The sequence below is a fragment of the Novosphingobium sp. AAP83 genome, assembly GCF_001295795.1.
Classification (GTDB): Bacteria; Pseudomonadota; Alphaproteobacteria; order Sphingomonadales; family Sphingomonadaceae; genus Novosphingobium.
Window position 1 is genome coordinate 184,384 of the sequence record NZ_LJHY01000016.1, and the last position, 21,107, is coordinate 205,490.

The following is a 21,107-nucleotide window of genomic DNA, read 5'->3' on the forward strand; positions in this document are numbered from 1 at the left end:
AATTTTTTTGCCTTCATATCTATTTATAAAAGGATGAAACTCACAAGATCATGAAATTTCATCCCTTCATATATCAGATTAAGCCCTGTGTTTGACTGTCACCACCGAATGTAAATCCATACTCTATCGCTCTATCGGTAAACTCATCAAGGGTTTCACCAAAACTCTCAATTGCTTCCATGAGTTTCTGATCGGTGTTGAAGTAGTTCAGATCGATGCTGCAACCAAAATAAATTGCCACAGAGTTTGGAAAAATTCTTGCATTGCAATCATACCTTTCACATGTGAATTCACTCGAAAGAGCTTCAAGAGCACAAACATCCTGATTCTTCTGACCGAAAACATCATGTGCGAAATATATGTGAGCTTCTTTTTGACCATAGTACGAGTCAATGAAGAATGGTGATTTCCAATTTTCAACCTTGATATCAGTGTCGCTGATGATTTTATGTGAGATTGAATTTTTAGAAAGACACTTCGACATTGTAAGTGTGTTTGGAAAAATCTTATCACTGAAGATATTTGTTTTTTGATTCATTGTAACTACTACTGACATGTTTGATTTCCTTTATAAGATGTTTCACATTCTCCATGGTTGATGTGAAATTTTTGATTCATTAATGAAGTTTCGTTTGTAGAATGATTAAATGCATTTTCTACAAAACTATTTATACAAGCTGGATTTTACACATTTTTCAAAATTTCAAATGCATAAATGAAGCGCAGCTTCAGTTCCCGCAGGGAACTATGAAGTGTAACAAAACACATTGAAGTGCTATAAAACACATATACTCACTCACTACGTTCGTGAGTGCTCGTCCCTCGCAAAACTCCATTTTTTGAAATATGAAGATTCATAGTCACACATAACATCCATCACCCCCTCCTATATTAATATAGGAGGGAGGTGGTGGTGGTGGTGACATCAATTTATGTGGTTATTAATACCATTGGATTTGGAGAAGGCTTTAGCCTTATCAACTGTAGAGTATATTTTATAATCTCTTGAGTTTTTACCTTTTGCGATTTCACATTTTATAAAACCATTGGTTTCCAATTTGTTTATCTGATCGATTATAAGAATTTTATGATTCTTTTTACCTGCATCAAGATTCATGATTGAAGCAACAGTACGTCCAATCCACTTAGGAGATTGAGGATCATGCCTACAGAAACCTTCATCCATTTCCAACTGGATTTGAGCAATCTGATGTTCCGTTAAATCCTGAACTTCATGGATTTCCAAATCTGCTGGCACGATCACTCCTACAGATTCTTCATTCCCATCACTCAATTTGAGCATCACAGACTCGAACTTGAAATATGATGATGATCTACATGCTGAGATTCTGTTATTTTTGCGATCATGAAGCTTGATATAGCTAGCAATTTTATCTTCATCGATGTCGTAGAGTTTGACGTCACTGCCATCCAAGGGATTAATCGTCACCACCGATCTTGCTGCATTCACAACGGCTGAGGCACCTCTTGCAGAATTTTCATCCACCTGACCAAAACCCTTATTCGTATGGTGCAGCAATACAATCGAGCAGTTTGCCTCATATGCTATCAGCGCCAGAAGCTTGACCACGGCGTCCATCGATTTGTTATCATTCTCATTGGCATCATGGCACGATACGAATGGGTCAATGAAAAACACGTCGATGGCGTTTTCAACCAGTTGCGAGACGATGGCTTCGGCAAGGTCGAAATCCTCTTTCAAACCACCATTGCGGTTAGATACCAGCTTCAGGTGATCGCCATTCAGGGCTGAATTCAGGAAGAGTTTGCCGCTCTGATCGTCTTCACTGATATCCCAATAAGATGCTGCTGCCTGTACTCCAAGGGATAGTTCCTCAATGGAATCCTCAAGAGACCAAAGCCAGACCTTCTTGGGGCCGCCGCAAACCTTGCTGCCCATAAAATCACGTCCAGTGACAAGGGATAGTGCCATACCTGTTGCCAGTGCTGTCTTACCTGCGCCACCCGGCGCAATGATCATCGACACGCTTCCACGCAGAAGCTGTTGCCCATATATCCATGGACGTGGTGGTATTTTCGATGGATCAAGCCATTTGTATGGTGCGGCAATGATTGATGGTGGTAGCGAAGCGGCTGGTGCTGTGTTTGCAGTGTTGCCTGTGCTCATAGAGCACCTGCCTTGGTCCAGAGTGACCCCTGCTTTTCATCAATCAAATAGACTAAATAGTACCATGGAGATGCGTTGCGTAGGCACTCCTGATTTGTGGTGAAATATAATCTTAACATAATGTTTTCCTTAGAAATTCCTTTTTCTGTATTTGGTTCTCCATTGCGGTTGAAAAAGGATGATTGTTCTGATTTTAGGCATAGCAAGGCATTGCCCGACAGTGACGTCGAGCTTTTGCCTTGCTATGCTACATGGGTGTTTATGCGCTTTTAAAGCAAAGAGCTTTTCTGACTTCTGGCTCCACCTCAAACTCCAGTCCCAGCTTTAAGCCAGCCTTTTTTACAAGGTCCAATTGTTCATAATAGGTCTTGATAGCCATATTGATATTTTCGTATTTGTGATCTTTCATGGGAACATTTACTGTAAATTCGATATTCATTGTGTCATCCTTCAAATATTGATCTATATCAAATTGGTCTCCATAAATATCATACAGACTATCACATACCTCAGAGTACAAAATTGATGATATAAAGCTTTCACCATAATTATTTTTAATTTTGTAACTTGCCTCACCGATTATACGTACATATGTGTCACATCTACTAAGTCTTGCAAAAAATATTTCGTATTTTCCACCAAATACGACGTAACGATGTTTTCTATAATATACGAATGGAACTCCCATGGATTTTAAACAGTTAGCCCATAGTGGCTCAACCCATGTATGCATAGTACTCACTGGTATTATTTTGGAATGTGTCATATTCTTTCCTTTATTTCGATCCAAATTTATTAACGTATGTTTGGTTTATTTTCTATTTTGTTTTGTTATCGGTCAGACACGGCAAGGCATTGTCCGACAGCGACGTCGAGCTTTTGCCTTGCCAAATCTGCTTTGGTGTTATGCGATTACAGCAACTGGATCGGTGTCATCGTCAGAAACGATTTCCAAGCCAATTTTGGAAGCTTCAGCCTTGAAAGTTTTCAGTTTGTCTTCAAACTTTTCCCAGCTTTTTGCGAAGCTTAGCAACCCATCATGGTGGCAGGGCACAACCATTTCCAATGATATGACGTGCCCGCCTTCATGGACATAGGATGAAAAACCGCACCATTCATCCTTCGTCGTTAAGGAAAATGCATCCTTAATGAAGCGATCTGAATGACATTGAGGGTTTGTAACGTCGAGGTTGGCATCAATAAATATGGCACCACCACAATCGCTCATCGTAATCGTTATCGTTTCCGGATTACGATCCAAAATTAGATATGGTCCATTCACATAAATATAATCAATACCGGCATCACTAAGCGATGCTGCAACATGATCAATAGCAATTTCTGCAAAATTATGTGTTTGGCTTATTCTAATAACGGCAAAGTCTTTTTGATTAACAAACATTATTCTCTCCACATATGTCCTTAAGCCCTTTTTCTGATTGAGGTTCCTACGTTCATGACACGATCCCCTTTTGGCTGTTTTCAATCAGCCACTTGTTGACCTTGCTTAACTGCCAAACGGAAATTCTTCCGTTGAGCTTTATGGGCTTAGGAAAGTCATCCTTCTTTTGCATACGATGCCTCGTCGCACGAGATAAACCGGTAATGTGCTTACATTCTGGCTCCCTTATAAAACGCTCTTGAAATTCACTCATAACTAATATATGCTCCTTTTTGGCCAATCTCCTTGTGTAGTTGGCGTATTTTACATAGCTCCGCCCTTATGAGCGCAGCGTCTTCCATTTTCATGGTTGGCTATCAGGCCTTGACCTGAGATATTGCGAATCGCTTTCGTCGACTTGCAGCGCCTATTGTACGGCCCCTTATGTGATTCGTCAATATAAAAGTATAACTTTGAAGTATCTTTCTTCGATTTGCAAATAAATAATTATTTTATATTGGTGCTTGTCGCAAGATAGTTTGCATAAGCTTGCATGATGGGGCGGCGAAGTTTGATAAGGTCTTCACGCTTGTAAGCACGTATGGACTTATTGCCTTCCACGTGGGCGAGGCAAAGTTCAATCAAGTGCTCTTCCACAGCTTTACCATCGACTTGATTGAGTGTGGCCCACCCACGAAACGATGTGCGAAAACCATGTGGTACCGCATAGCGACCCTCTGTGTCGCTTGGAACCAGACGATCCTTCATGAACTTGCTGAGTGTCATGTCCGAATAGACCTTCCCACGTGGTGACGGGAACACGAGGTCTGTTGGCTCTGGGGCTCTACCATTCATCAGTTTGAAGTATGCCTTTTGCTCGTCCAGAATCTCCATGCAGCGACTGGATAACGGCACATTGTGCAAACGTTTCATCTTCGTGTTGCATGGCGGAATGTTCCAGATCGCTTGCTTAAAATCGATCTGGCTCCACGTAAGGTGACGACCTTCACCCGAACGTGCTGAAGTGAGGATCAACCATTCAAGTAAGGGGCGACTGCTTCCCATACGATTTTTGCGAACCACGTTGTTCACAAAATCAGGCACGTCCTGCCAGCGCATTGCAGGTTGTGGCGTGGATTTCCTCGCCTCCGTTGGGTCTGGTAGAAGCTCTGTGACCACATCAACAACGTTGCTCACAACGTATTCTCTTGCCCAGCACCATTTCATTATAGCTTGGCAACGCTGCTTCACACGCCTTGCTGTTTCAGCTATTTCCAACCATATCGGCGAGAGAGCGTTAGCAAAATCGGACGCCTTAAGGGTGTCAACCTTTCGATTTCCGAGAGTGGGAAAGATGTAGGTTTCAAGGGTACTGAGCCATTGATTTGTGTGCTTGCCATTGCTCCATGCGGACTTCTTCATTCCATAGCATTGGCGTGCAGCTTCCTCGAACGTAGGAATTGCATCATTCACGGCAGATCCCGCCTTCTCAGCGTCACGGGCAATCTTGGGATCAATCCCCTTGGCTAGCAGCTTACGTGCCTCTGTGGCTTTCTCACGAGCCTCTGCAATCGACACATCGGGATAGGTTCCAAGCGATAGCTCGGGTTGCTTTTTTGTAATTGGCGATGTGTAGATTAAAAACCAGTATCCACGCCCTTTGCGGCTGGTCGGTTTGAGCTTCAAGCCCTTGACCGTTCTATCTGGCAGAACAGGCCCATCGGGCTTAATGCTGCGAGCTAACGTGTCAGTTAGTATGGGCTTTGGTTTGCGGCGCTCTTGACCGGTACCGCCCTCATTCATTCTAGTCATAATTCAAACTCCATAATGTGCGCAGGAGTTCATTTCCTGCGATCTATTTATGCGTCGAATCATGCCAGCCCGAAAAAAAGTTTCCCCCTTTTTTACCCCCTTTTAGAGTGAAACAAGGGGGGAAGAACTGAAACCGCTTGGTGCATAGGCCATTCCAAAACTCAATGGAATCAGGGCTTTTGGAGCGATCTGATACATTATGAATTTGGAAAATGGCGGAGCGGGAGGGATTCGAACCCTCGATGAGCTTTTGGCCCATACTCACTTTCCAGGCGAGCGCCTTCGACCACTCGGCCACCGCTCCGCATTGCTCTGGAAAGCAGCCCCTAGCGGCATGTCTTGGCTTTCGCAAGGCGTCGGTTCCTGCAATGATGGACAAATGTCATTCTTCTCTCTGATCGCCGCTGCGGCGGCTGCCGCCTCCCCTGCTCCCGCCGCTGCGGCGAAAGCCGAGCCGGTGCTGGCGCCGTCCGAGATTGTGGCGGGCGCGCCTGCTTCGGACTGGAGCGCGATTGCAGCTTCTGACGTTCTGGTGATGGACCTTGCGCCTGATGCGGCGCAGCGCCCGCGCCGTGTGGTGATCCAGTTGCTGCCTGCGCCGTTCTCGCAAGGGTGGATCGGCAATATCCGCAAGCTGGCCGGAGCGCATTGGTGGGACGGTACTTCGATCAACCGTGCGCAGGACAATTATGTGGTGCAGTGGGGCGATGCGGATGGCGAGGACAAGGCGAAGGCAATGGCTTCGCCGGGTGGGCTGGCTGTGGTGCCGCAAAGCGAATACGTGACCCCCAATTTTTATGGCAATGACGGGGGTGTTGATGACCATATAGGCTTCGCAATCGAGAGGAAGACCAGCCGCGATCCGTATGCCGCAACTGGCATGTTTCATGGCGGATTTCCCGTCGCCGGAGCCAAAGGCAGCGCATGGCCCGTCCACTGTTATGGCAGCGTCGGCGTGGGCCGGAACGAGCCGCCGGACACTGGCACCGGCGCGGAGCTTTACGCGGTGATCGGCCATGCGCCGCGCCAGTTGGATCGCAATATTGCGGTTGTGGGGCGGGTGATCGAGGGAATGGAGCATTTGTCGACCCTGCCGCGCGGGACGGGTGACATCGGGTTTTACAAGACGCCTGAGGAGCGCACGCCGATCCGCTCTATCCGGATTGGCAGCGATGTGGCTGACCTTCCGCGCTTTGAGTATCTGAACACAGAAAGCGCGAGTTTTGCGCGCTATGCCGATGCGCGCGCCAACCGGCGTGATGCGTTTTACATTCAACCGGCGGGCGGCGTGGATATCTGCAATGTGCCGGTGCCGGTGCGCCGCGTGAAATGAGCGAGGGGCGGTACGACTTGACCTCGACGCTGTGGCGCTGGTCTGGCGGAGAGAATGGCGGGGACTGGTTCTTTGCCACGATTGATGGCGCGGCGGGCGAGGCTTTATCGGGCACGGCGCTGATGCAGCGGCTGGAGACCGGACGGCGCGCGGGGTTTGGATCGGTGAAAGTGACGGTTTACGTGGGCGCGACGGAATGGCGGACTTCGGCTTTTCCATCGAAGGAGCACGGGTGGATGGTGCCGGTTAAAGCGGCGGTGCGCAAGGCGGAAGGGCTGGTGGAGGGCGAGGCGTTTGCGCTGTCGTTGGCGTTCTGATTTGTTCAGGTAAGAGGTTATTTGTCTGAACAGGTTTACACAGATTACACTGTTCAGGGGGAACTTGTCAGGGCCTCACGCGCGGGGGTTTTTGGGAGATTTTCCGGCCTGTATCTGACCTTCTTCGGCAGGCTTGCGGTGAGCGGAAGGAAGGAAGTGAAGGCCCATCCCCGTCCCTTCCCGCATGCGGGAAGGGGGAAGAGGGCGTGGGCCATCCCTGGCCCTTCCCCCCTTTGGCAGGCCTAGGGTGAGTGGGTCGGGAGACGAAGAAGGCCCATCCCCGACCCTTCCCGCTTGCGGGAAGGGGGAAGAAGAAGGGGCTCGCCTTTTGGGTAGGGCGGCTGCGCGATTGACGGTTCAAGGAGCGGGGGGATTTGGCCTGAAACCGGGTTTGTAGGAAAGCGGTTTTTGGAGGTCAGCCGCCGCGCAACACACGTTCTACCGCTTCGGCGATTTGCTGGACCGAGAAGGGTTTGGGCAGGAAATGCATGTTGGGGATATCGATATCGCGCCGCAGGTTTTCCTCGGCATAGCCCGACATGAACAGGAACGGCAGATCGGGCTTTAGCGCGCGGATTTCGCGGGCCATGGCGGGGCCGTCCATCGAGGGCATGACGACGTCGGAGACGACCAGATCGAACTGCCCGCCGTTGACGATGGCTTCGAGGCCCTCTTCGCCATCGGCAGCGGTGGTGACTTCATAGCCCTGCCTTGCGAGCGCACGTTCGGCAACGGCGCGAACGGTATCTTCATCCTCGACCAGCAGGATGCGCCCGCCGCCGCTCCATTCGCGATTGAGCTCAGGTTTGGGCTGCGCGGCCTTGGCAGCTTCGGCGGTTTCAGACGCATCGGGAACATGGACCGGCAAGTACATGGTGAAGCGGGTGAATTTCTCCAATTCGCTTTCGGCAAAGATGAACCCGCCCGATTGCTTGACGATGCCGTAGACCGTGGACAGGCCAAGCCCGGTGCCCTTGCCCTTTTCCTTGGTGGTGAAGAACGGTTCGAAGATTTTGCCGATCTGGTTGGGCTTGATCCCATGACCGTTATCTTCGACGACCAGCGCAGTGTAATCACCGATGGGAAGAATTTCGCTTTTCATCGCGCGCACATCGGCTGCGGTGACGCGGCGGGTCATCAGCTTGAGCACACCGCCGCTGGAGCCTTTGCCGCCCGCTTTGGCCGAAAGCTTGTCGTTAATGGCATCGCGCGCGTTGACCGCGAGATTGAGCAGGACTTGCTCAAGCTGGGTGGGATCGGCGCGTACAAAGCCGAGATCGCGATCATGCGTGACTTCGAGCACGATCTTTTCGCCGATCAGGCGTTTGAGCAGGGCGGAAACTTCGGCGACGACATCGGGCAGTTGCAGCACTTGCGGGCGCAAGGTTTGCTGGCGCGAGAAAGCGAGCAACTGGCGGGTAAGCGAGGCGGCGCGATTGGAGTTTGCCTTGACCTGCTGGATATCATCGTAATCGCTATCGCCCGGTGTGTGGCGCATCAGCATGAGATCGCAATAGCCGATGATGGCGGTGAGTACGTTGTTGAAATCGTGCGCCACGCCGCCCGCCAACTGGCCGACTGCCTGCATTTTGGTGGCCTGGGCGATTTCGCGCTTGAGCCGGGTTTCTTCAGAGGAATCCTTGAGGCTGAGCAGGACGGCCCCCTCCCCTAGCCCGCGCACGCCGGCAAGGCTGAGCGACACCGGCTCTTCGGGCGAGGAGCGCAGCCGCACGGCCACATCGCCCGCCATCGGCGTGCCTTGGGCATAGCGGCGCACCGCATCGGCCAGAGCGCCCTTGTCTTCCTTGATCACAAGATCGGAAGGATAGGGCGGCGGGATGGTATCTTCGTGACCGGCCGCGCGCAGGAAGGCGGCGTTGGCAAAAAGGATGCGGCCATCGCGATCGGTCATCGCGAGACCGAGCGGCAAGCGCGAGAGCAGCGCTTCGATCTGCGGCAGGCCTGCGCGCACTTCGCCCACGCCGCCCTGATTATCGAGCAACAAGAACAGCGAGGCGGTGCGGGCCGGATCGATATTGGCGATGCCATCTGGATCGGCCACGGGCAAATGCACCAGCCGAACGGGCGTGCCGCCGCGCGATTCACGCATGTAGAAGATACGCTCGGCCTCGTCGCTGGCGAGGAACGACACGAAAGCGGCGCCGGTAAGATCCGTATCGGAATCCCCGGTTGCGCGCTGCGAAAACAAGGCGTTGGTCGCAACGACCTTGCCATCAGGCGTGACCAGTGCAGTCTGGATGCCTTCGCGCGCCAAAGCGCGGCCAAGCTTTCCGGCAACATGGGTGGCCATTTCTGCGACAAGATCTTGCTTGGCGACGGGGAACAGCCGCCAGACGAGGAAATCATCACCCCGTCCAACCCGGTCAATCTCCACGCGCCAAGCCCCCGTATCGGAAACAACCGTGTCAAGCTTTGCCGCCCCATCGCGCCAAGCCGCGCGGGAGGCCTCCTCCAGCGCTTCTGCCGAAGGCTTGTGCAGCGCAAGGCGCGGCGGCGCGGCAGAGACGCCGAACCACTGGCTCATCAAGGCATTGGCGCAAACCAGACGTCCGGCGCGATCTGTGATGGCGATGCCGGCATCGGTCCCTTCAATCGCGGCATTGGTGACCGACCAATCGGGCGTTGCAAATTCGGCCACGAGCGGGGCTGCGGCGGGCCGTGCGACGAGCCGTAGCGCGGCCGCGATCACCAGCGCTCCGCCAGCGAAACCGCCAGCGATCAGGGCTTGGCCAGAAACGCTCCATAACAAGCCGGTGCTGGCGGCAACGGCACCTCCCAGCACCAGCCAATCACGCCAGGGCGCGCGATTGGCTCCGTCCCATGTGACAACATCCGCTGCGGTATCGACCATCAGTCAGGAAAATCGCTTGCGGGGGTGCGCCATTTGCGTGCGCGATGTTTGCGTCCGGTCCACCAGCGCCAGCCGATGACCGACAGGAAATAGCCGACAATCGAAGTGATGGCCGCAATCACGAACAGGCCGATGACCAACGATGGCGCGGCATCGGTGCCCAGCCAGCCGAACCAGTCACCCACACTGGCGCCCCGCGTAACCATTTCGCTTATTGTGGAAAAGTCGGCGTGAAATCCGAATTGATTGCCCACCCAGACCGCGCCGGGCAGGAAAACGAACGCCGTTGTGGGGGGAATCGAAACGAACGTCATCAGCACGGCGAGCGGGATATTACCGCGCACAGGCACACACATCAGCGCAGCGCCAACGATCTGGACGCCCGGAATCAGCGCGAAAATGCCGATAAACAGGCCTGCTGCAACGCCGCGCGGCACCGAACGACGGGTAAATCGCCACAATTCGTGGCGCGCGGCGAGCGGGCGAGAAAAGCGATTGCCTTCAAGCTGTTCGCGCGTTGGCATATTGGCCCGCGCCCAAGTGACGATTTTATCGAACATTGCGCTTTTGCTCTTACCCGTAATTCAATCGCACCGCTACCGGGCGATCTACCGCAATTAGCCCGAAGCATCTTACCATGCGGTGAAGCGCAGCACTTTTTTAGCCGTGATCTTTCATGATCCGCGCCTTGTCGCGCTTCCAATCCCGCTCTTTCATCACGCCGCGTTTGTCAGCCGCGTTTTTGCCCTTGGCCAGCGCCAGTTCCACTTTTGCGCGGCCACGGCTGTTGAAATAGATGGAGAGCGGCACGAGCGTCATGCCTTTGCGTTCCACCGCGCCGTGGAATTTGGCGATCTGCCGCTCTTTCAGCAGCAGCTTGCGCGGGCGTTTGGGCACGTGGTTGTTGCGGTTGCCGTGGCTGAATTCGGGCACGTTGGAATTGACCAGCCAAACCTCGCCGTTTTTCACCTCGGCATAGCTTTCGGCGATGGAGCCTTCGCCAAAGCGCAGGGACTTCACCTCGGTACCTGTCAGGCAGATGCCCGCCTCGTAGCGATCTTCGATGAAATATTCGAAGCGCGCGCGCCGGTTTTCGGCAACGACTTTGGTTTTTTCAAATTCTGGGTTTACGGGACGTGCCATAGTTGGGCGTATGTAGGCGCTTGCCCGACAAAGCGAAAGTGGTGCTTCACACTTTGTCGGGAAACGTCATCAAATCAGCCCGGCGTGCTCCAGCGCGGCATCAACTGCGGTGCGCGCTTCGGCGTTGCAGGCGACCATGGGCAGGCGCAGTTCGTCGCTGATATCGGGGAAAATGCGGCTGAGCGCGTACTTCACCGGCCCCGGCGAGGCGTCTTCGAACATGGCATAGTGCAGCGGATAGAGCTTGTCGTTCAATTCGCGCGCCGTTTCCAGATCGTTGGCGGCGCAGGCGGCCTGAAATTCGGCGCAGAGTTTTGGTGCGACATTGGCGGTGACCGAAATGCAGCCGACCGCGCCTGCGGCATTGGCGGGAAGCGCCAGTTCATCATCGCCCGACATCTGGCAGAAGTCCTTGCCGATCCCCATCCGGTGATCGGTGACGCGCGACAGATCGCCGCTGGCGTCCTTGATGCCGATGATCTTGGTGGGGAAACGCTTGGCCAGTTCGCACACGGTTTCGGGCTTGATGTCGGTCACGGTGCGGCCGGGCACGTTATAGAGCACGATCGGCAGATCGTTGTGTTCGGCCAGATAGCTGAAGTGCGCGATGATACCGGCCTGGCTGGGACGGTTGTAATAAGGCGCAACGCAAAGCGCGGCCTGTGCGCCGCACTTGCGGGCGAAGTTCATGTGCAGCAGCGCGTTCATCGTATCGTTGCTGCCGCAGCCAGCAATCACGGGCACGCGGCCTGCGACCTGTTCGACGCAAACCTCGATCACGCGGTGGTGTTCGGCGTTGGACAAAGTCGAGGCTTCACCGGTGGTGCCACAGGGGACCAATGCGGACGAGCCGTTGTCGATCTGCCAGTCGATGAGGCGACGAAATGCTTTCTCGTCAAACGCTCCATCGCGAAAAGGAGTCACAAGGGCCGGAATGGAACCGGAAAACATGGACAATATCCCTCAAATTATCGCATGGTCGCAATTCGAACATGCGGTGTCTTACCCACGGGGGGTCTGTTCAGCGCCTGATAAGGAGCCGGTCCTTAGTATGTCCCGCATGGACGTGAAAGCCTTGTTATTGCGTTGGGGCCTCGCGGGGGTGTTGTTGCAGACGCTTGCCGCCTCCAGCGTGGTGCGCGCCAGCGGGCCTGACGCCTCTGGCGGCGCGGATTGGGACCGGGCGCGGGCCAACCTTGTGGCGAGCCAAAGCGGGCCGATGATCGGCGCGGTAGAGCGGTGGAAAACGCTGACATCGTCCAACCGCTTTGCCTTTGCCGACTATGCCAACTTCGTGATGACTTATCCCGGCTTTCCCGATGAGGGCAAGCTGCGCCGCTTTGCCGAATTGGCGCTGGAGCGCGAATCGCCTGACCTTGGCAGGCTGGTGGCGTTCTTTGATCGCAAGCCGCCGCTGACCAATGTGGGCCGCGCGCAATATGCGCTGGCGCTGATGGCGCAAGGACGGCCCGAAGCGGCGGATGCGGCGCGCGCGACATGGCGCGGCGGGGCGATGAGCGACGCTGCCGAATCTGCAATTCTCGCCACGTGGGGGACGCGCTTTACGCTGTCCGATCATGATGCGCGGATGGATGCGCTGCTATGGTCGGGCGCTGTCGCACAAGCCGCGCGCCAGATCGTGTGGGTGAGCCCGGCGCGTAAGGCAGTGGACGGTGCGCGGCTGGCCGCGATGCAGGGCGGCGATCCGTTTGGCGCGTTTGGTGGCCTTACTACCGAGCAGCTTAGCAGCGATCCGGGCTTTATCTTCCAGCGCGCACGGCAATTGCGCAAAAGCGGGCAAGGTGCCGCTGCGCGATCCTTGCTGGCCAACCGGCCCTTGCTCGCCCGCCAGCCGCTTGACCGCGAAAAGTGGGTTGAGGAATTGCTGATCAACGCGCGCGCCGCCGCTGTGGCAGGCGATGCGCGCACCGCCATGCGGATTGCCGCCGGGATCGACGATGCGTTCAATCCGGGCGAGGACATTGCCCAAGCGCCCTATGATCTGCGCGATGATTACACATCGTTGATGTGGCTGGGCGGCACGCAGGGCTGGTTCAACACCGGCGACTATGCGGGCGCGGCACCGATGTTCTGGCGCTATGGCGCGGCAGCGCGGACGCCGGGGACGCGGTCCAAGGGCTTTTACTGGGCGGGCAAAGCCGCAGCGCGCGCGGGCGATCAGGCCGGGGCGCGGCGCTATTTCGAAATGGCGGCGCAATATGCCGACCAGTTCTATGGACTGCTGGCGCTGGAGCGGCTGGGCCGTCCGGTGCCGCAATTCGCGCTGGATTCCACCGCACAAGTATCGCCCGATGAACGCAGCCGGTTCTATTCGCAGCCGCTGACGCTGGCGGTGCGCGAAGTGGCGCGCGGGGCGGACTGGAAGACGACGATCCGCTTCTTCAAGGAAATTGCCGAACAGCAGCAGAGCGAAGCGCAGCACATGATGGTCGCGCAACTGGCGCGCGATCTGGGGCGGCGCGATCTGGGCGTGATTGTCGGGCAGGCAGCGGCGGCTCGCGGTTACCTTGATTTCCAGCATATTGCCTTCCCGCTGATCCCTGTGCCGCCGGGACATGAAAGCAAATGGACCGCAATCCACGCGATCAGCCGTCAGGAAAGCCAGTTCGCGCAAAACGCGATGAGCCATGCGGGCGCACGCGGGCTGATGCAACTGATGCCCGGCACCGCCAACGAACAGGCGGTCAAGCTGGGCCTATCGTATAGCACGCAGGCGCTGATCGATGACGCGGGCTATAACATTATGCTCGGCTCGGGCTATTTCCAGCGCATGTTGGAATACTATGGCGGATCGTGGCCGCTGGCCGTCGCTGCCTATAACGCTGGCCCTGGCAACGTGAACAAGTTCCTGCGCGCCAACGGCGATCCGCGAGGTGGCGGCATCGACTGGATCGACTGGATCGAACGCATCCCCCTTTCCGAAACGCGCAACTATGTGCAGCGCGTGCTGGAAAACGCGGTGGTTTACGATGCGATGAACCCGCAGTTTGCAAGGTATCGCGGGAGCAATCCGATGAGCTATTACATTGGCAAGCGGGAGCCGGGGTGATCCAATTCTCATCACCCCGGACTTGATTCGGGGTCCCGCTGCACTTCATAAGCTCGCGAAGAAGAAGCGGGATCCCGGGTCAAGCCCGGGACGACGAAGAGCGTGGGGCGTGAACGTGCATCAAAGACGACACTTGCACCACGCTTCTCACACCCCCTAAAGCCACCCCATGAAGCCTGACGGTCATCCCATTACCCCTGCCGGATTTGCGGCGATGCGAGCGCGCTATGACCATCTGCTGGGCACAGAGCGGCCCGCGATTGTCGAGATTGTGAGTTGGGCGGCTGGGAATGGTGACCGGTCGGAGAACGGCGATTATCTTTATGGGCGCAAGCGGATGCGCGAGATTGATCGGGAGCTGGCGTTTCTGGCGCGGCGGATGAAGGCGGCGCGGGTGATTGATCCGGCGAAAATGGAAGACCGCAGCCGCGTGTTGTTCGGTGCATGCGTGGAAATTGCCGACGAGGATGATAACCGGCGGGTGCTGACGATTGTGGGCGATGACGAGCAGGACGCGTCTGCCAACCTGATCGGGTGGAGCGCGCCGATTGCCAAGGCTTTGCGCGGGGCGCGGGTGGGCGATTTGCGCGTGGTGCGATTGCCTGCGGGCGAGAAGGAATGGGAAATCATGAGCGTTTCCTATCCCGCAGCCTGACGCTATGACGGCAGCCATGAAACAGGGCCGCTTCTATATCATGCGCCACGGCGAGACGGTTTATAACGCCTCGGCCCGGTTGCAATCCAATGCGATGCACACCCCCTTGACCAAGCAGGGCTTTGCGCAAGCAGCGGCCATGGGCTGTGCCCTGCGCGCCGAACTGGGCGACCGCCCTCAAGTGACACTGCATGTTTCCGATACGGGCCGCGCGCTGCAAACCGCCGCGCTGATTGCCGAGGAGCTGCGCATTGACTGGTTTGCGGCGCGGCGCACGATGGACCTGAAAGAGATTGACATGGGATCGTGGTGCGGGCGTTCCTATGGCGATGTGGAGGACGAAGTGGGGCAGATTGTGGTGGCCGATCACTTGTTGCGCCCTGCCCCGGATGGCGAGGATTATCCGATGATAGCAGGCCGACTGAACCGCTGGCTGGAAGAAATCGGCGATCCGGGTGGCGATCACATCGTGGTGATGCACGGCATATCCAGCCGGGTTTTGCGCGGGATCATGGCGGGCTATCCGGTGCATCCCGTGCATGGCGCACCGATTGCGCCATCGCTGGTGCAAGGGTCAATCGCGCTGGTGGAAGCTGGAGCAGAGCGCACGGTTCTGGGATCGACACGCGGGATCGAGCACGCCTGATGGCCGAGATTGTGAATTTGCGGGCGGTGCGCAAGGCTAAGGCCAGAGCCGAGAAGGAAAACGTGGCGCAGGCCAACCGCGCGAAGTTTGGCCGGACCAAGGCGGAAAAAGCGCGCGACAAGAGCGAGGCGGAGCGGGCGGCGCGGACCATTGATGGCGCATGGCGGGAAAAACCATGAGGAAGCTGCTGGTTCTGGCGGCGCTGTGCTGTGCCGGCACGGCCATGGCGCGTGATAGCCTTGGCGTGTTCGAAACGTGGGGGGCATTCCGCGATCCGGCGGTGCCGCGCTGCTATGCCATTGCGATGGCGGACAAGAATCCGGGGCGCAAACAGGAGTTCCAGCCCTATTTCACGGTTGGGCATTGGCCCGCACGCAGCATTCGCGGCGCGGTGCATGTGCGGCTGGCGCGGCGGCTGGCGTCCGGTTCGAAAGTGACCGTATCGTTCCCGGAGGCCAACTTCACGCTGCAAACGGGGCAGGCAGACGCATGGCCTGCGGACCAACGGACGAACGCCGGAATTCTGGCGCAATTGCGCAGCGCGGGCACGATGGTGGTGATTGCGCGGGCGGCAGATGGCAGCAGTTTTCGCGATCACTATCAATTGCAAGGTGCGGCATCGGCGATGGATGCCGCCGCGCTGGGGTGTGCGAAGGGGTAGGGTTTAGGTTACTGGCCCACCCCCGGCCCCTCCCGCATGCGGGATGGGGGAATTGCACGAAAAAGGGCGAGCCTTGCGGCCCGCCCTTTGTTTTGGCTTGCGCTCTGACGGATCAGAAGCGAACGCCGAAGCCTGCCATCACGTTGTGACGATCGGTATCGAGTTCGAAGTTGCTTGAATCGGGCGTTTCGCCGTTGAAATCAAATTCGCCTCTGGCGTAGTTCGAATAGCGATATTCGAGTTTGATATAGGCGTTCTTGCCCACCTTCTGCTCCAAACCGGCACCGGCGCGCCAGCCGTCGGTATCAAGACGCTGGCGCAGGTTTACTGTGCCGTTGCTGCCCTGCAAATTGAAGCGGGCGTTGGTATAGCCACCCTTTACATAAAGCAGCGTGGATGGCCCCACGGCAAATCCAGCGCGGGTGCCGACGTAGTATTGACGCCCTGCATTGACATTCCCGAGATTGAACACGGTGGGTTCATCGTTGTTGTAATCGCGGCTGGCGCTGCTTTCGGTGATTTCGGCTTCGGCACCGAGGGTCATGTTGGTGCCAACGGCAATATCATAACCGACAACCGCACCATATTCGACGCCGCTGATCGACTGTTTGATGTTGCTGTTGGTGTCGATGTCTTCGGTGCTGCCGGTGCGGATCTTGTCATAGCCGACAATACCTTCGACGCGCAGGCCGCTGAAGGCTTCTGCCGGAGTGCCATCCTGCGCGAAGGCGGGGGCCGAGGCTGCGAGCGCGGTGCCGGCAGCGAGAATTGCGATAATCTTCTTCATGGTAAGCTCCATTCAACCAATTCTTGTCTGCCGATTGTGCGTTGCGGCATGACAGTGCCTTCCAAATGGACGGGGAGCGATCCGGTTTCCTGAACCTGAGACAACAATAAGATGTTGTATTTAAGACACATTTTATGCGACGAAGCGGTTAAAACAGGGGCCGGATAACGGGAACGGATGGGGCGGCGGAGCATTCGCGCGGGGGGTTTTTCGCAGCGTTTGCGCAGGTGGGGGTAAATGCCTATATGCGCGCCATGCAGACCATCAGCGAAAACGCGCACCAACCCGCCGCGCACATGCCTATTCCCGGCCATATCGATCCGGTTCCCGTGCCGCGCGAGGTGACCCCGCGCGAGGATGGCAGGATCGATCTGATCGGCCTGCCGCGCAAACAGATCGCGGATATCTTTGCCGAAGCAGGGCTTGATGCCAAGGCCGCCAAGCTGCGCGCCAAGCAGGTCTATCACTGGCTGTACCATCGCGGCGTGACCGACTTTGAGGACATGACCGACATTGCCAAGACCATGCGCCCATGGCTGGCGGAAAGGTTCGTGATCGGCCGCCCCGAGATTGTCGAGGCGCAAGTTTCCTCCGACGGCACGCGCAAGTGGCTGTTGCGGACTGCGGACAGCCATGATTTCGAGATGGTGTTCATCCCCGATGCCGATCGCGGGACGCTGTGCGTTTCAAGCCAGGTGGGCTGCACGCTCAATTGCCGGTTCTGCCACACCGGCACGATGCGGCTGGTGCGCAATCTGACGCCGGGCGAGATCGTGGGGCAGGTGATGCTCGCGCGCGATTCGCTGGGCGAATGGCCCAAGGCGGGCGGGACCCTGCCAAGCGGGATCGGGGCCGGCCTTGATTTTGATGACGCCGATGGCGACGACGAGGATGGCCTTTACACCGCCGATGGGCGGTTGCTGACCAACATCGTGATGATGGGCATGGGCGAGCCGCTCTATAACTTTGACAATGTGCGCGATGCGCTGAAGCTGGTGATGGATGGCGATGGGCTTGCGCTTTCGAAGCGGCGCATCACGCTATCCACCAGCGGTGTGGTGCCGATGATGGCGCGCGCGGGCGCGGAAATCGGCGTAAACCTTGCGGTTTCGCTCCATGCGGTGACCAAGGAAGTGCGCGACGAGATCGTGCCGATCAACCGCAAGTACGGGATCGCGGAACTGCTTCAGGCCTGCGCCGATTATCCCGGCGCATCGAATGCGCGGCGCATCACGTTTGAATATGTGATGCTGAAGGACAAGAACGATAGCGATGCCGATGCGCGCGAACTGGTCCGGCTGATCAAGCAATACAACCTGCCCGCCAAGGTGAACCTGATCCCGTTCAATCCGTGGGACGGCGCGGCCTATGAGTGTTCGACGCCCGAACGGATCAAGCGTTTTGCCGAGATCGTGTTTGCCGGGGGCATTTCAGCGCCGGTGCGCACGCCGCGCGGACGCGATATCGATGCCGCTTGCGGGCAGTTGAAAACGTCGGCTGAAAAGAAAAGCCGCGCGGAACTGGATCGGTTGGCCGAGGAAAAGCAGGCAGCTCTGGGCTAACCCACTTTGCGCTGGACGTTCAAATCATAGTCGGCCGAGATCCCGCGTTTGGCGAGCGCTGCCACGCGGCCACTATCGTCCAGTGACAACGGGGTTGAGAATTCGATGCCCATGCGATCATCACCGGACCAGCGGCAAGTGCCGGTGACGATGTGATTTTCGGCCAGATGGATGCGGAACATGGTGCCTGCTGGCACATTCCACAGGCCTTCGATCAGCGCGCCGGTCTGGCTTATGTTGCGAACCATCGCATCATAGCTGTGTTCGGCATGTTCGAGCAGAACCTTGCGCAACATCGATTGCCGCGCCGCGCGGGCAGAGCGCGGGCCGGTGGCAATGGCCATAAGGCCGGTGGATAGCCGCGCCATTGCGTGGACACCGGAGAGCGGGCGTTCGTAGATATAGCCCTGCACGTGGCTGCACCCGAGCGCGCGGACAAGATCAAGTTCATCCAGCGTTTCAACGCCTTCTGCAGTCGTTTCCATGCCAAGCGCTTCGGCAAGACTGACGATCGACGCAATGATCGCGCCGTTGCGGCTGCCCGGCTGGGTCGCGCCGCGCACAAAGGACTGGTCGATCTTGATCTTGTCGAACGGCGCAGTTTTCAAATAGCCCAGCGAGGAATAGCCCGTGCCAAAATCATCGAGGGCAAGGCGCACGCCGATGGCTTTGAGCGACTTGAACATCTGGTCTGTGCCCTCATCATCGTTCAGGAACACGCTTTCGGTGATTTCAAGCTCCAACCGGTCCGCCGAAACTTGTGCATTGGCCAGCGCATTGGTGACGATCAGCGGCAAGGACGGGTTGGCGAACTGCAAGGGCGAGACGTTGACCGCAACGCGCACGGATTCAGGCCAGGTCGCCAGATCCTGACACGCCTTGCGCAGCGCCCATTCGCCGATGGGCGCGATCAGGCCGGTGTCTTCTGCCACGGGAATGAAATCCGCCGGACTGATCCAGCCTTGTTGCGGATGGTTCCAGCGCAACAGAGCTTCAAAGCCGGTGATCTTCTCGGTCGAGGTCTGGACGACGGGCTGGTAATAGAGTTCCAGCCCCCCGGTGGTGACCGCATCGCGCAAGTCTTCTTCCATCTTGCGACGCTCCTCGGCATCGCTGTGAAGATCGGCTGCGTAAAAGTGGTGACGTCCGCGCCCGCCATCCTTGGCTGCATAAAGCGCAAGGTCGGCGTTGCGGATCAGGGCTTCGCTAGTCACGCCATCGTCCGGTGCAAGCGCGATACCGACCGAGGCCCCGATGATCACGCGGCTTCCCTCGATCGAATAGGGCTGCGAGAGGCTTTCGATAATCTGCTCGGCCAGAAGCGCGAGTTGTTCGCGTTCGATCTTGCCGGGCAGGATCACCTTGAATTCATCGCCGCCGAGCCGACCGACGCGGCCCATTTGGCCGACTACACGTTCAAGCCGCTGTGAAACTTGCTTGAGCAAAGCATCGCCCGCAGGGTGGCCGAGGGTATCGTTGACCTGCATAAACCGATCGAGATCAAGCAGGAAAACCGAACAAGCCCGATGATGGACTTGCGGCGCGAGCAGTATCTTTTCAAGCGTTTGCGACATGCGGAAACGGTTCGAGAGGCCCGTGAGCGAATCGAAATGGGCCAGCCGCGAAGCATGTTCCTGTGAACGGCGTTTTTCGGTCAGATCCGTGCCCGAACCGCGAAATCCGGCGAAATTGTTGAACGTATCATAAGTGGGCCGTCCATTGACCGACCACCAGCGCTCTTCATCCTTCACAGCAGCGCGCACCGCAAGATCACTGAAGCTTGACCGCGCTGACAAGTGGAAGGTCAGCGTGCGTTCGCCCTCGCCCGATTGTTCCTTGAGGTTGAACAAGTCTGTGAAGGGGCGACCGATCAAATTGTGAACCGAGCGGCCCAATGTTTGCGCAACACGGCCTGATAGATAGGTTAGATTGCCTCGGCGGTCAGTTTCCCAGAACCAGCCCTGACCTGTTTCTTCATAATCAGCGAGGATTTCTTGGGCGCGGGTTTGCGCGCGCTGTTCCTTTTCAAGCCGTTCGCGCGCGATCAAATCAATCTTGGACTGGCGCCTGTAGGAAATCCCCGCAATGGCAAAACCAAGCCCGAGCGCAAAATAGCCACCCAGCGTGCTGGCAACACAAGTAAAGCCTGCCCACGCAGAAACTTGCGCAGCCAATACCCCTAAAAGACGGCCGGACTGGACGATCGAGGCAACAAGCCCGACCGTTGCAACCGCTGCAATACACTGGAACCACGCAAACGCGCCCGTTTCAGCGTAAAGTCCCATCGCCGATCCGAACAGGAACATCGGCAAGGCAACAACAATACCCAACACCGCCACCCGCTGGCCGGAGCCAAATGTGCGCTTTGCTTCGATCCGCGTTGCGATCAATCCGGTCAATGTCAGGCCGCCAGCAGCCAACGCAATTGCAGAAGGCAATGCGGGCGGGATCACCAGATTGACCAAGGCCAACAGGGCCAAAGCCAGAGCCATCGCGATAGCCATTCTGGGCCATTCTGCGGAAATCAGATGGTTTGCCGGATCGTTCCCGAATAAAAAGCTTCCACCAGCTTCGCGCCCGGCGGACGCCGGCGACCGCTCACGCCGACGCGTACGTGCAAAATCCCCGCCCGAATTCATAGGCTTAGATTCGGCAATGGATGAATCAGGTTGGGTATCCGAGAACATAGGTATTGCTTTGCATCACAGTCCTTTGAAAA

At 56.5% G+C, this 21,107-nt stretch carries 20 protein-coding genes and 1 tRNA gene; 8 read left to right on the plus strand and 13 right to left on the minus strand.

The genetic code is table 11. The features are described 5' to 3' along the window. Positions 1-73 precede the first annotated feature (73 nt). The 7 genes from IP81_RS07580 to IP81_RS07610 form a co-directional block, all read right to left on the minus strand. Positions 74-556, minus strand: coding sequence for a hypothetical protein (locus tag IP81_RS07580; RefSeq protein ID WP_157573121.1), 483 nt, complete (start codon positions 554-556; stop codon positions 74-76). Between the two features lie 369 nt (positions 557-925). Continuing rightward, complete coding sequence (locus IP81_RS07585; protein ID WP_082356038.1) at positions 926-2,149, minus strand: AAA family ATPase; 1,224 nt, start codon at positions 2,147-2,149, stop codon at positions 926-928. Between the two features lie 259 nt (positions 2,150-2,408). After that, complete coding sequence (locus IP81_RS20135) at positions 2,409-2,915, minus strand: hypothetical protein (RefSeq protein ID WP_157573122.1); 507 nt, start codon at positions 2,913-2,915, stop codon at positions 2,409-2,411. Positions 2,916-3,053: 138 nt separating this feature from the next. Beyond that, positions 3,054-3,551, minus strand: a complete 498-nt coding sequence (locus tag IP81_RS07595; protein ID WP_054107386.1) for a hypothetical protein — start codon at positions 3,549-3,551, stop codon at positions 3,054-3,056. 52 nt (positions 3,552-3,603) lie between these two features. Next, positions 3,604-3,804 carry an AlpA family transcriptional regulator gene (locus IP81_RS07600; RefSeq protein ID WP_054107387.1) on the minus strand — a complete coding sequence of 67 codons (201 nt, stop codon included), beginning with the start codon at positions 3,802-3,804 and terminating at the stop codon, positions 3,604-3,606. Between the two features lie 233 nt (positions 3,805-4,037). Then, the gene (locus tag IP81_RS07605; RefSeq protein ID WP_082356039.1) at positions 4,038-5,342 is read right to left on the minus strand and encodes an integrase arm-type DNA-binding domain-containing protein; all 1,305 of its coding nucleotides are present in this window, start codon (positions 5,340-5,342) and stop codon (positions 4,038-4,040) included. A gap of 213 nt (positions 5,343-5,555) precedes the next feature. Beyond that, a tRNA-Ser gene (locus IP81_RS07610) sits at positions 5,556-5,646 on the minus strand. A gap of 75 nt (positions 5,647-5,721) precedes the next feature. Here IP81_RS07610 and IP81_RS07615 point away from each other — a divergent pair. Together IP81_RS07615 and IP81_RS07620 are read left to right on the plus strand one after the other, a co-directional pair. Then, complete coding sequence (locus IP81_RS07615; protein WP_082356068.1) at positions 5,722-6,675, plus strand: peptidylprolyl isomerase; 954 nt, start codon at positions 5,722-5,724, stop codon at positions 6,673-6,675. Positions 6,676-6,692: 17 nt separating this feature from the next. After that, positions 6,693-6,992, plus strand: coding sequence for a DUF1905 domain-containing protein (locus tag IP81_RS07620; protein WP_231626267.1), 300 nt, complete (start codon positions 6,693-6,695; stop codon positions 6,990-6,992). A gap of 415 nt (positions 6,993-7,407) precedes the next feature. Here the strand turns inward: IP81_RS07620 and IP81_RS07625 are convergent, their stop codons facing one another. From IP81_RS07625 to dapA, 4 genes are all read right to left on the minus strand, one after another. Further along, positions 7,408-9,864, minus strand: coding sequence for a response regulator (locus tag IP81_RS07625; protein WP_054107391.1), 2,457 nt, complete (start codon positions 9,862-9,864; stop codon positions 7,408-7,410). Beyond that, positions 9,864-10,424 (minus strand): DUF2062 domain-containing protein, encoded by a 561-nt coding sequence (locus IP81_RS07630; protein WP_054107392.1) that lies wholly within the window; start codon positions 10,422-10,424, stop codon positions 9,864-9,866. Before IP81_RS07630 ends, IP81_RS07625 begins: the two co-directional genes overlap by 1 nt. A gap of 100 nt (positions 10,425-10,524) precedes the next feature. Next, on the minus strand, positions 10,525-11,007 hold the full coding sequence (gene smpB, locus IP81_RS07635; RefSeq protein WP_054107393.1) for an SsrA-binding protein SmpB: 483 nt from the start codon (positions 11,005-11,007) through the stop codon (positions 10,525-10,527). Between the two features lie 69 nt (positions 11,008-11,076). Then, positions 11,077-11,958, minus strand: a complete 882-nt coding sequence (dapA, locus tag IP81_RS07640) for a 4-hydroxy-tetrahydrodipicolinate synthase (RefSeq protein ID WP_054107394.1) — start codon at positions 11,956-11,958, stop codon at positions 11,077-11,079. A gap of 100 nt (positions 11,959-12,058) precedes the next feature. On the opposite strand from dapA, the gene IP81_RS07645 reads away from it, so the two are divergent. The 5 genes from IP81_RS07645 to IP81_RS07665 all read left to right on the plus strand — a co-directional run bounded on the left by IP81_RS07645 (position 12,059) and on the right by IP81_RS07665 (position 16,039). Then, positions 12,059-14,077: a lytic transglycosylase domain-containing protein gene (locus IP81_RS07645; RefSeq protein WP_054107395.1), complete on the plus strand. Its 2,019-nt coding sequence runs from the start codon at positions 12,059-12,061 to the stop codon at positions 14,075-14,077. A 169-nt stretch (positions 14,078-14,246) separates the two neighbouring features. Beyond that, positions 14,247-14,732 carry a transcription elongation factor GreB gene (gene greB / locus IP81_RS07650; protein WP_054107396.1) on the plus strand — a complete coding sequence of 162 codons (486 nt, stop codon included), beginning with the start codon at positions 14,247-14,249 and terminating at the stop codon, positions 14,730-14,732. Between the two features lie 16 nt (positions 14,733-14,748). Then, entirely contained in the window at positions 14,749-15,378 is a 630-nt protein-coding gene (locus tag IP81_RS07655) for a phosphoglycerate mutase family protein (protein ID WP_054107740.1), read from the plus strand. After that, entirely contained in the window at positions 15,378-15,557 is a 180-nt protein-coding gene (locus IP81_RS07660; RefSeq protein ID WP_054107397.1) for a DUF4169 family protein, read from the plus strand. Before IP81_RS07655 ends, IP81_RS07660 begins: the two co-directional genes overlap by 1 nt. Continuing rightward, entirely contained in the window at positions 15,554-16,039 is a 486-nt protein-coding gene (locus tag IP81_RS07665) for a hypothetical protein (protein ID WP_054107398.1), read from the plus strand. Before IP81_RS07660 ends, IP81_RS07665 begins: the two co-directional genes overlap by 4 nt. A gap of 112 nt (positions 16,040-16,151) precedes the next feature. Here IP81_RS07665 and IP81_RS07670 read toward each other — a convergent pair whose 3' ends face one another. Beyond that, positions 16,152-16,826 carry an outer membrane protein gene (locus tag IP81_RS07670; protein ID WP_054107741.1) on the minus strand — a complete coding sequence of 225 codons (675 nt, stop codon included), beginning with the start codon at positions 16,824-16,826 and terminating at the stop codon, positions 16,152-16,154. A 245-nt stretch (positions 16,827-17,071) separates the two neighbouring features. Between IP81_RS07670 and rlmN the strand changes: the two genes are divergently transcribed. Next, the gene (gene rlmN / locus IP81_RS07675; protein ID WP_369800720.1) at positions 17,072-18,388 is read left to right on the plus strand and encodes a 23S rRNA (adenine(2503)-C(2))-methyltransferase RlmN; all 1,317 of its coding nucleotides are present in this window, start codon (positions 17,072-17,074) and stop codon (positions 18,386-18,388) included. On the opposite strand, the gene IP81_RS07680 is transcribed toward rlmN, so the two are convergent. After that, positions 18,385-21,027 carry an EAL domain-containing protein gene (locus IP81_RS07680; protein WP_157573123.1) on the minus strand — a complete coding sequence of 881 codons (2,643 nt, stop codon included), beginning with the start codon at positions 21,025-21,027 and terminating at the stop codon, positions 18,385-18,387. The genes rlmN and IP81_RS07680 overlap by 4 nt on opposite strands. Positions 21,028-21,107: the final 80 nt, after the last annotated feature.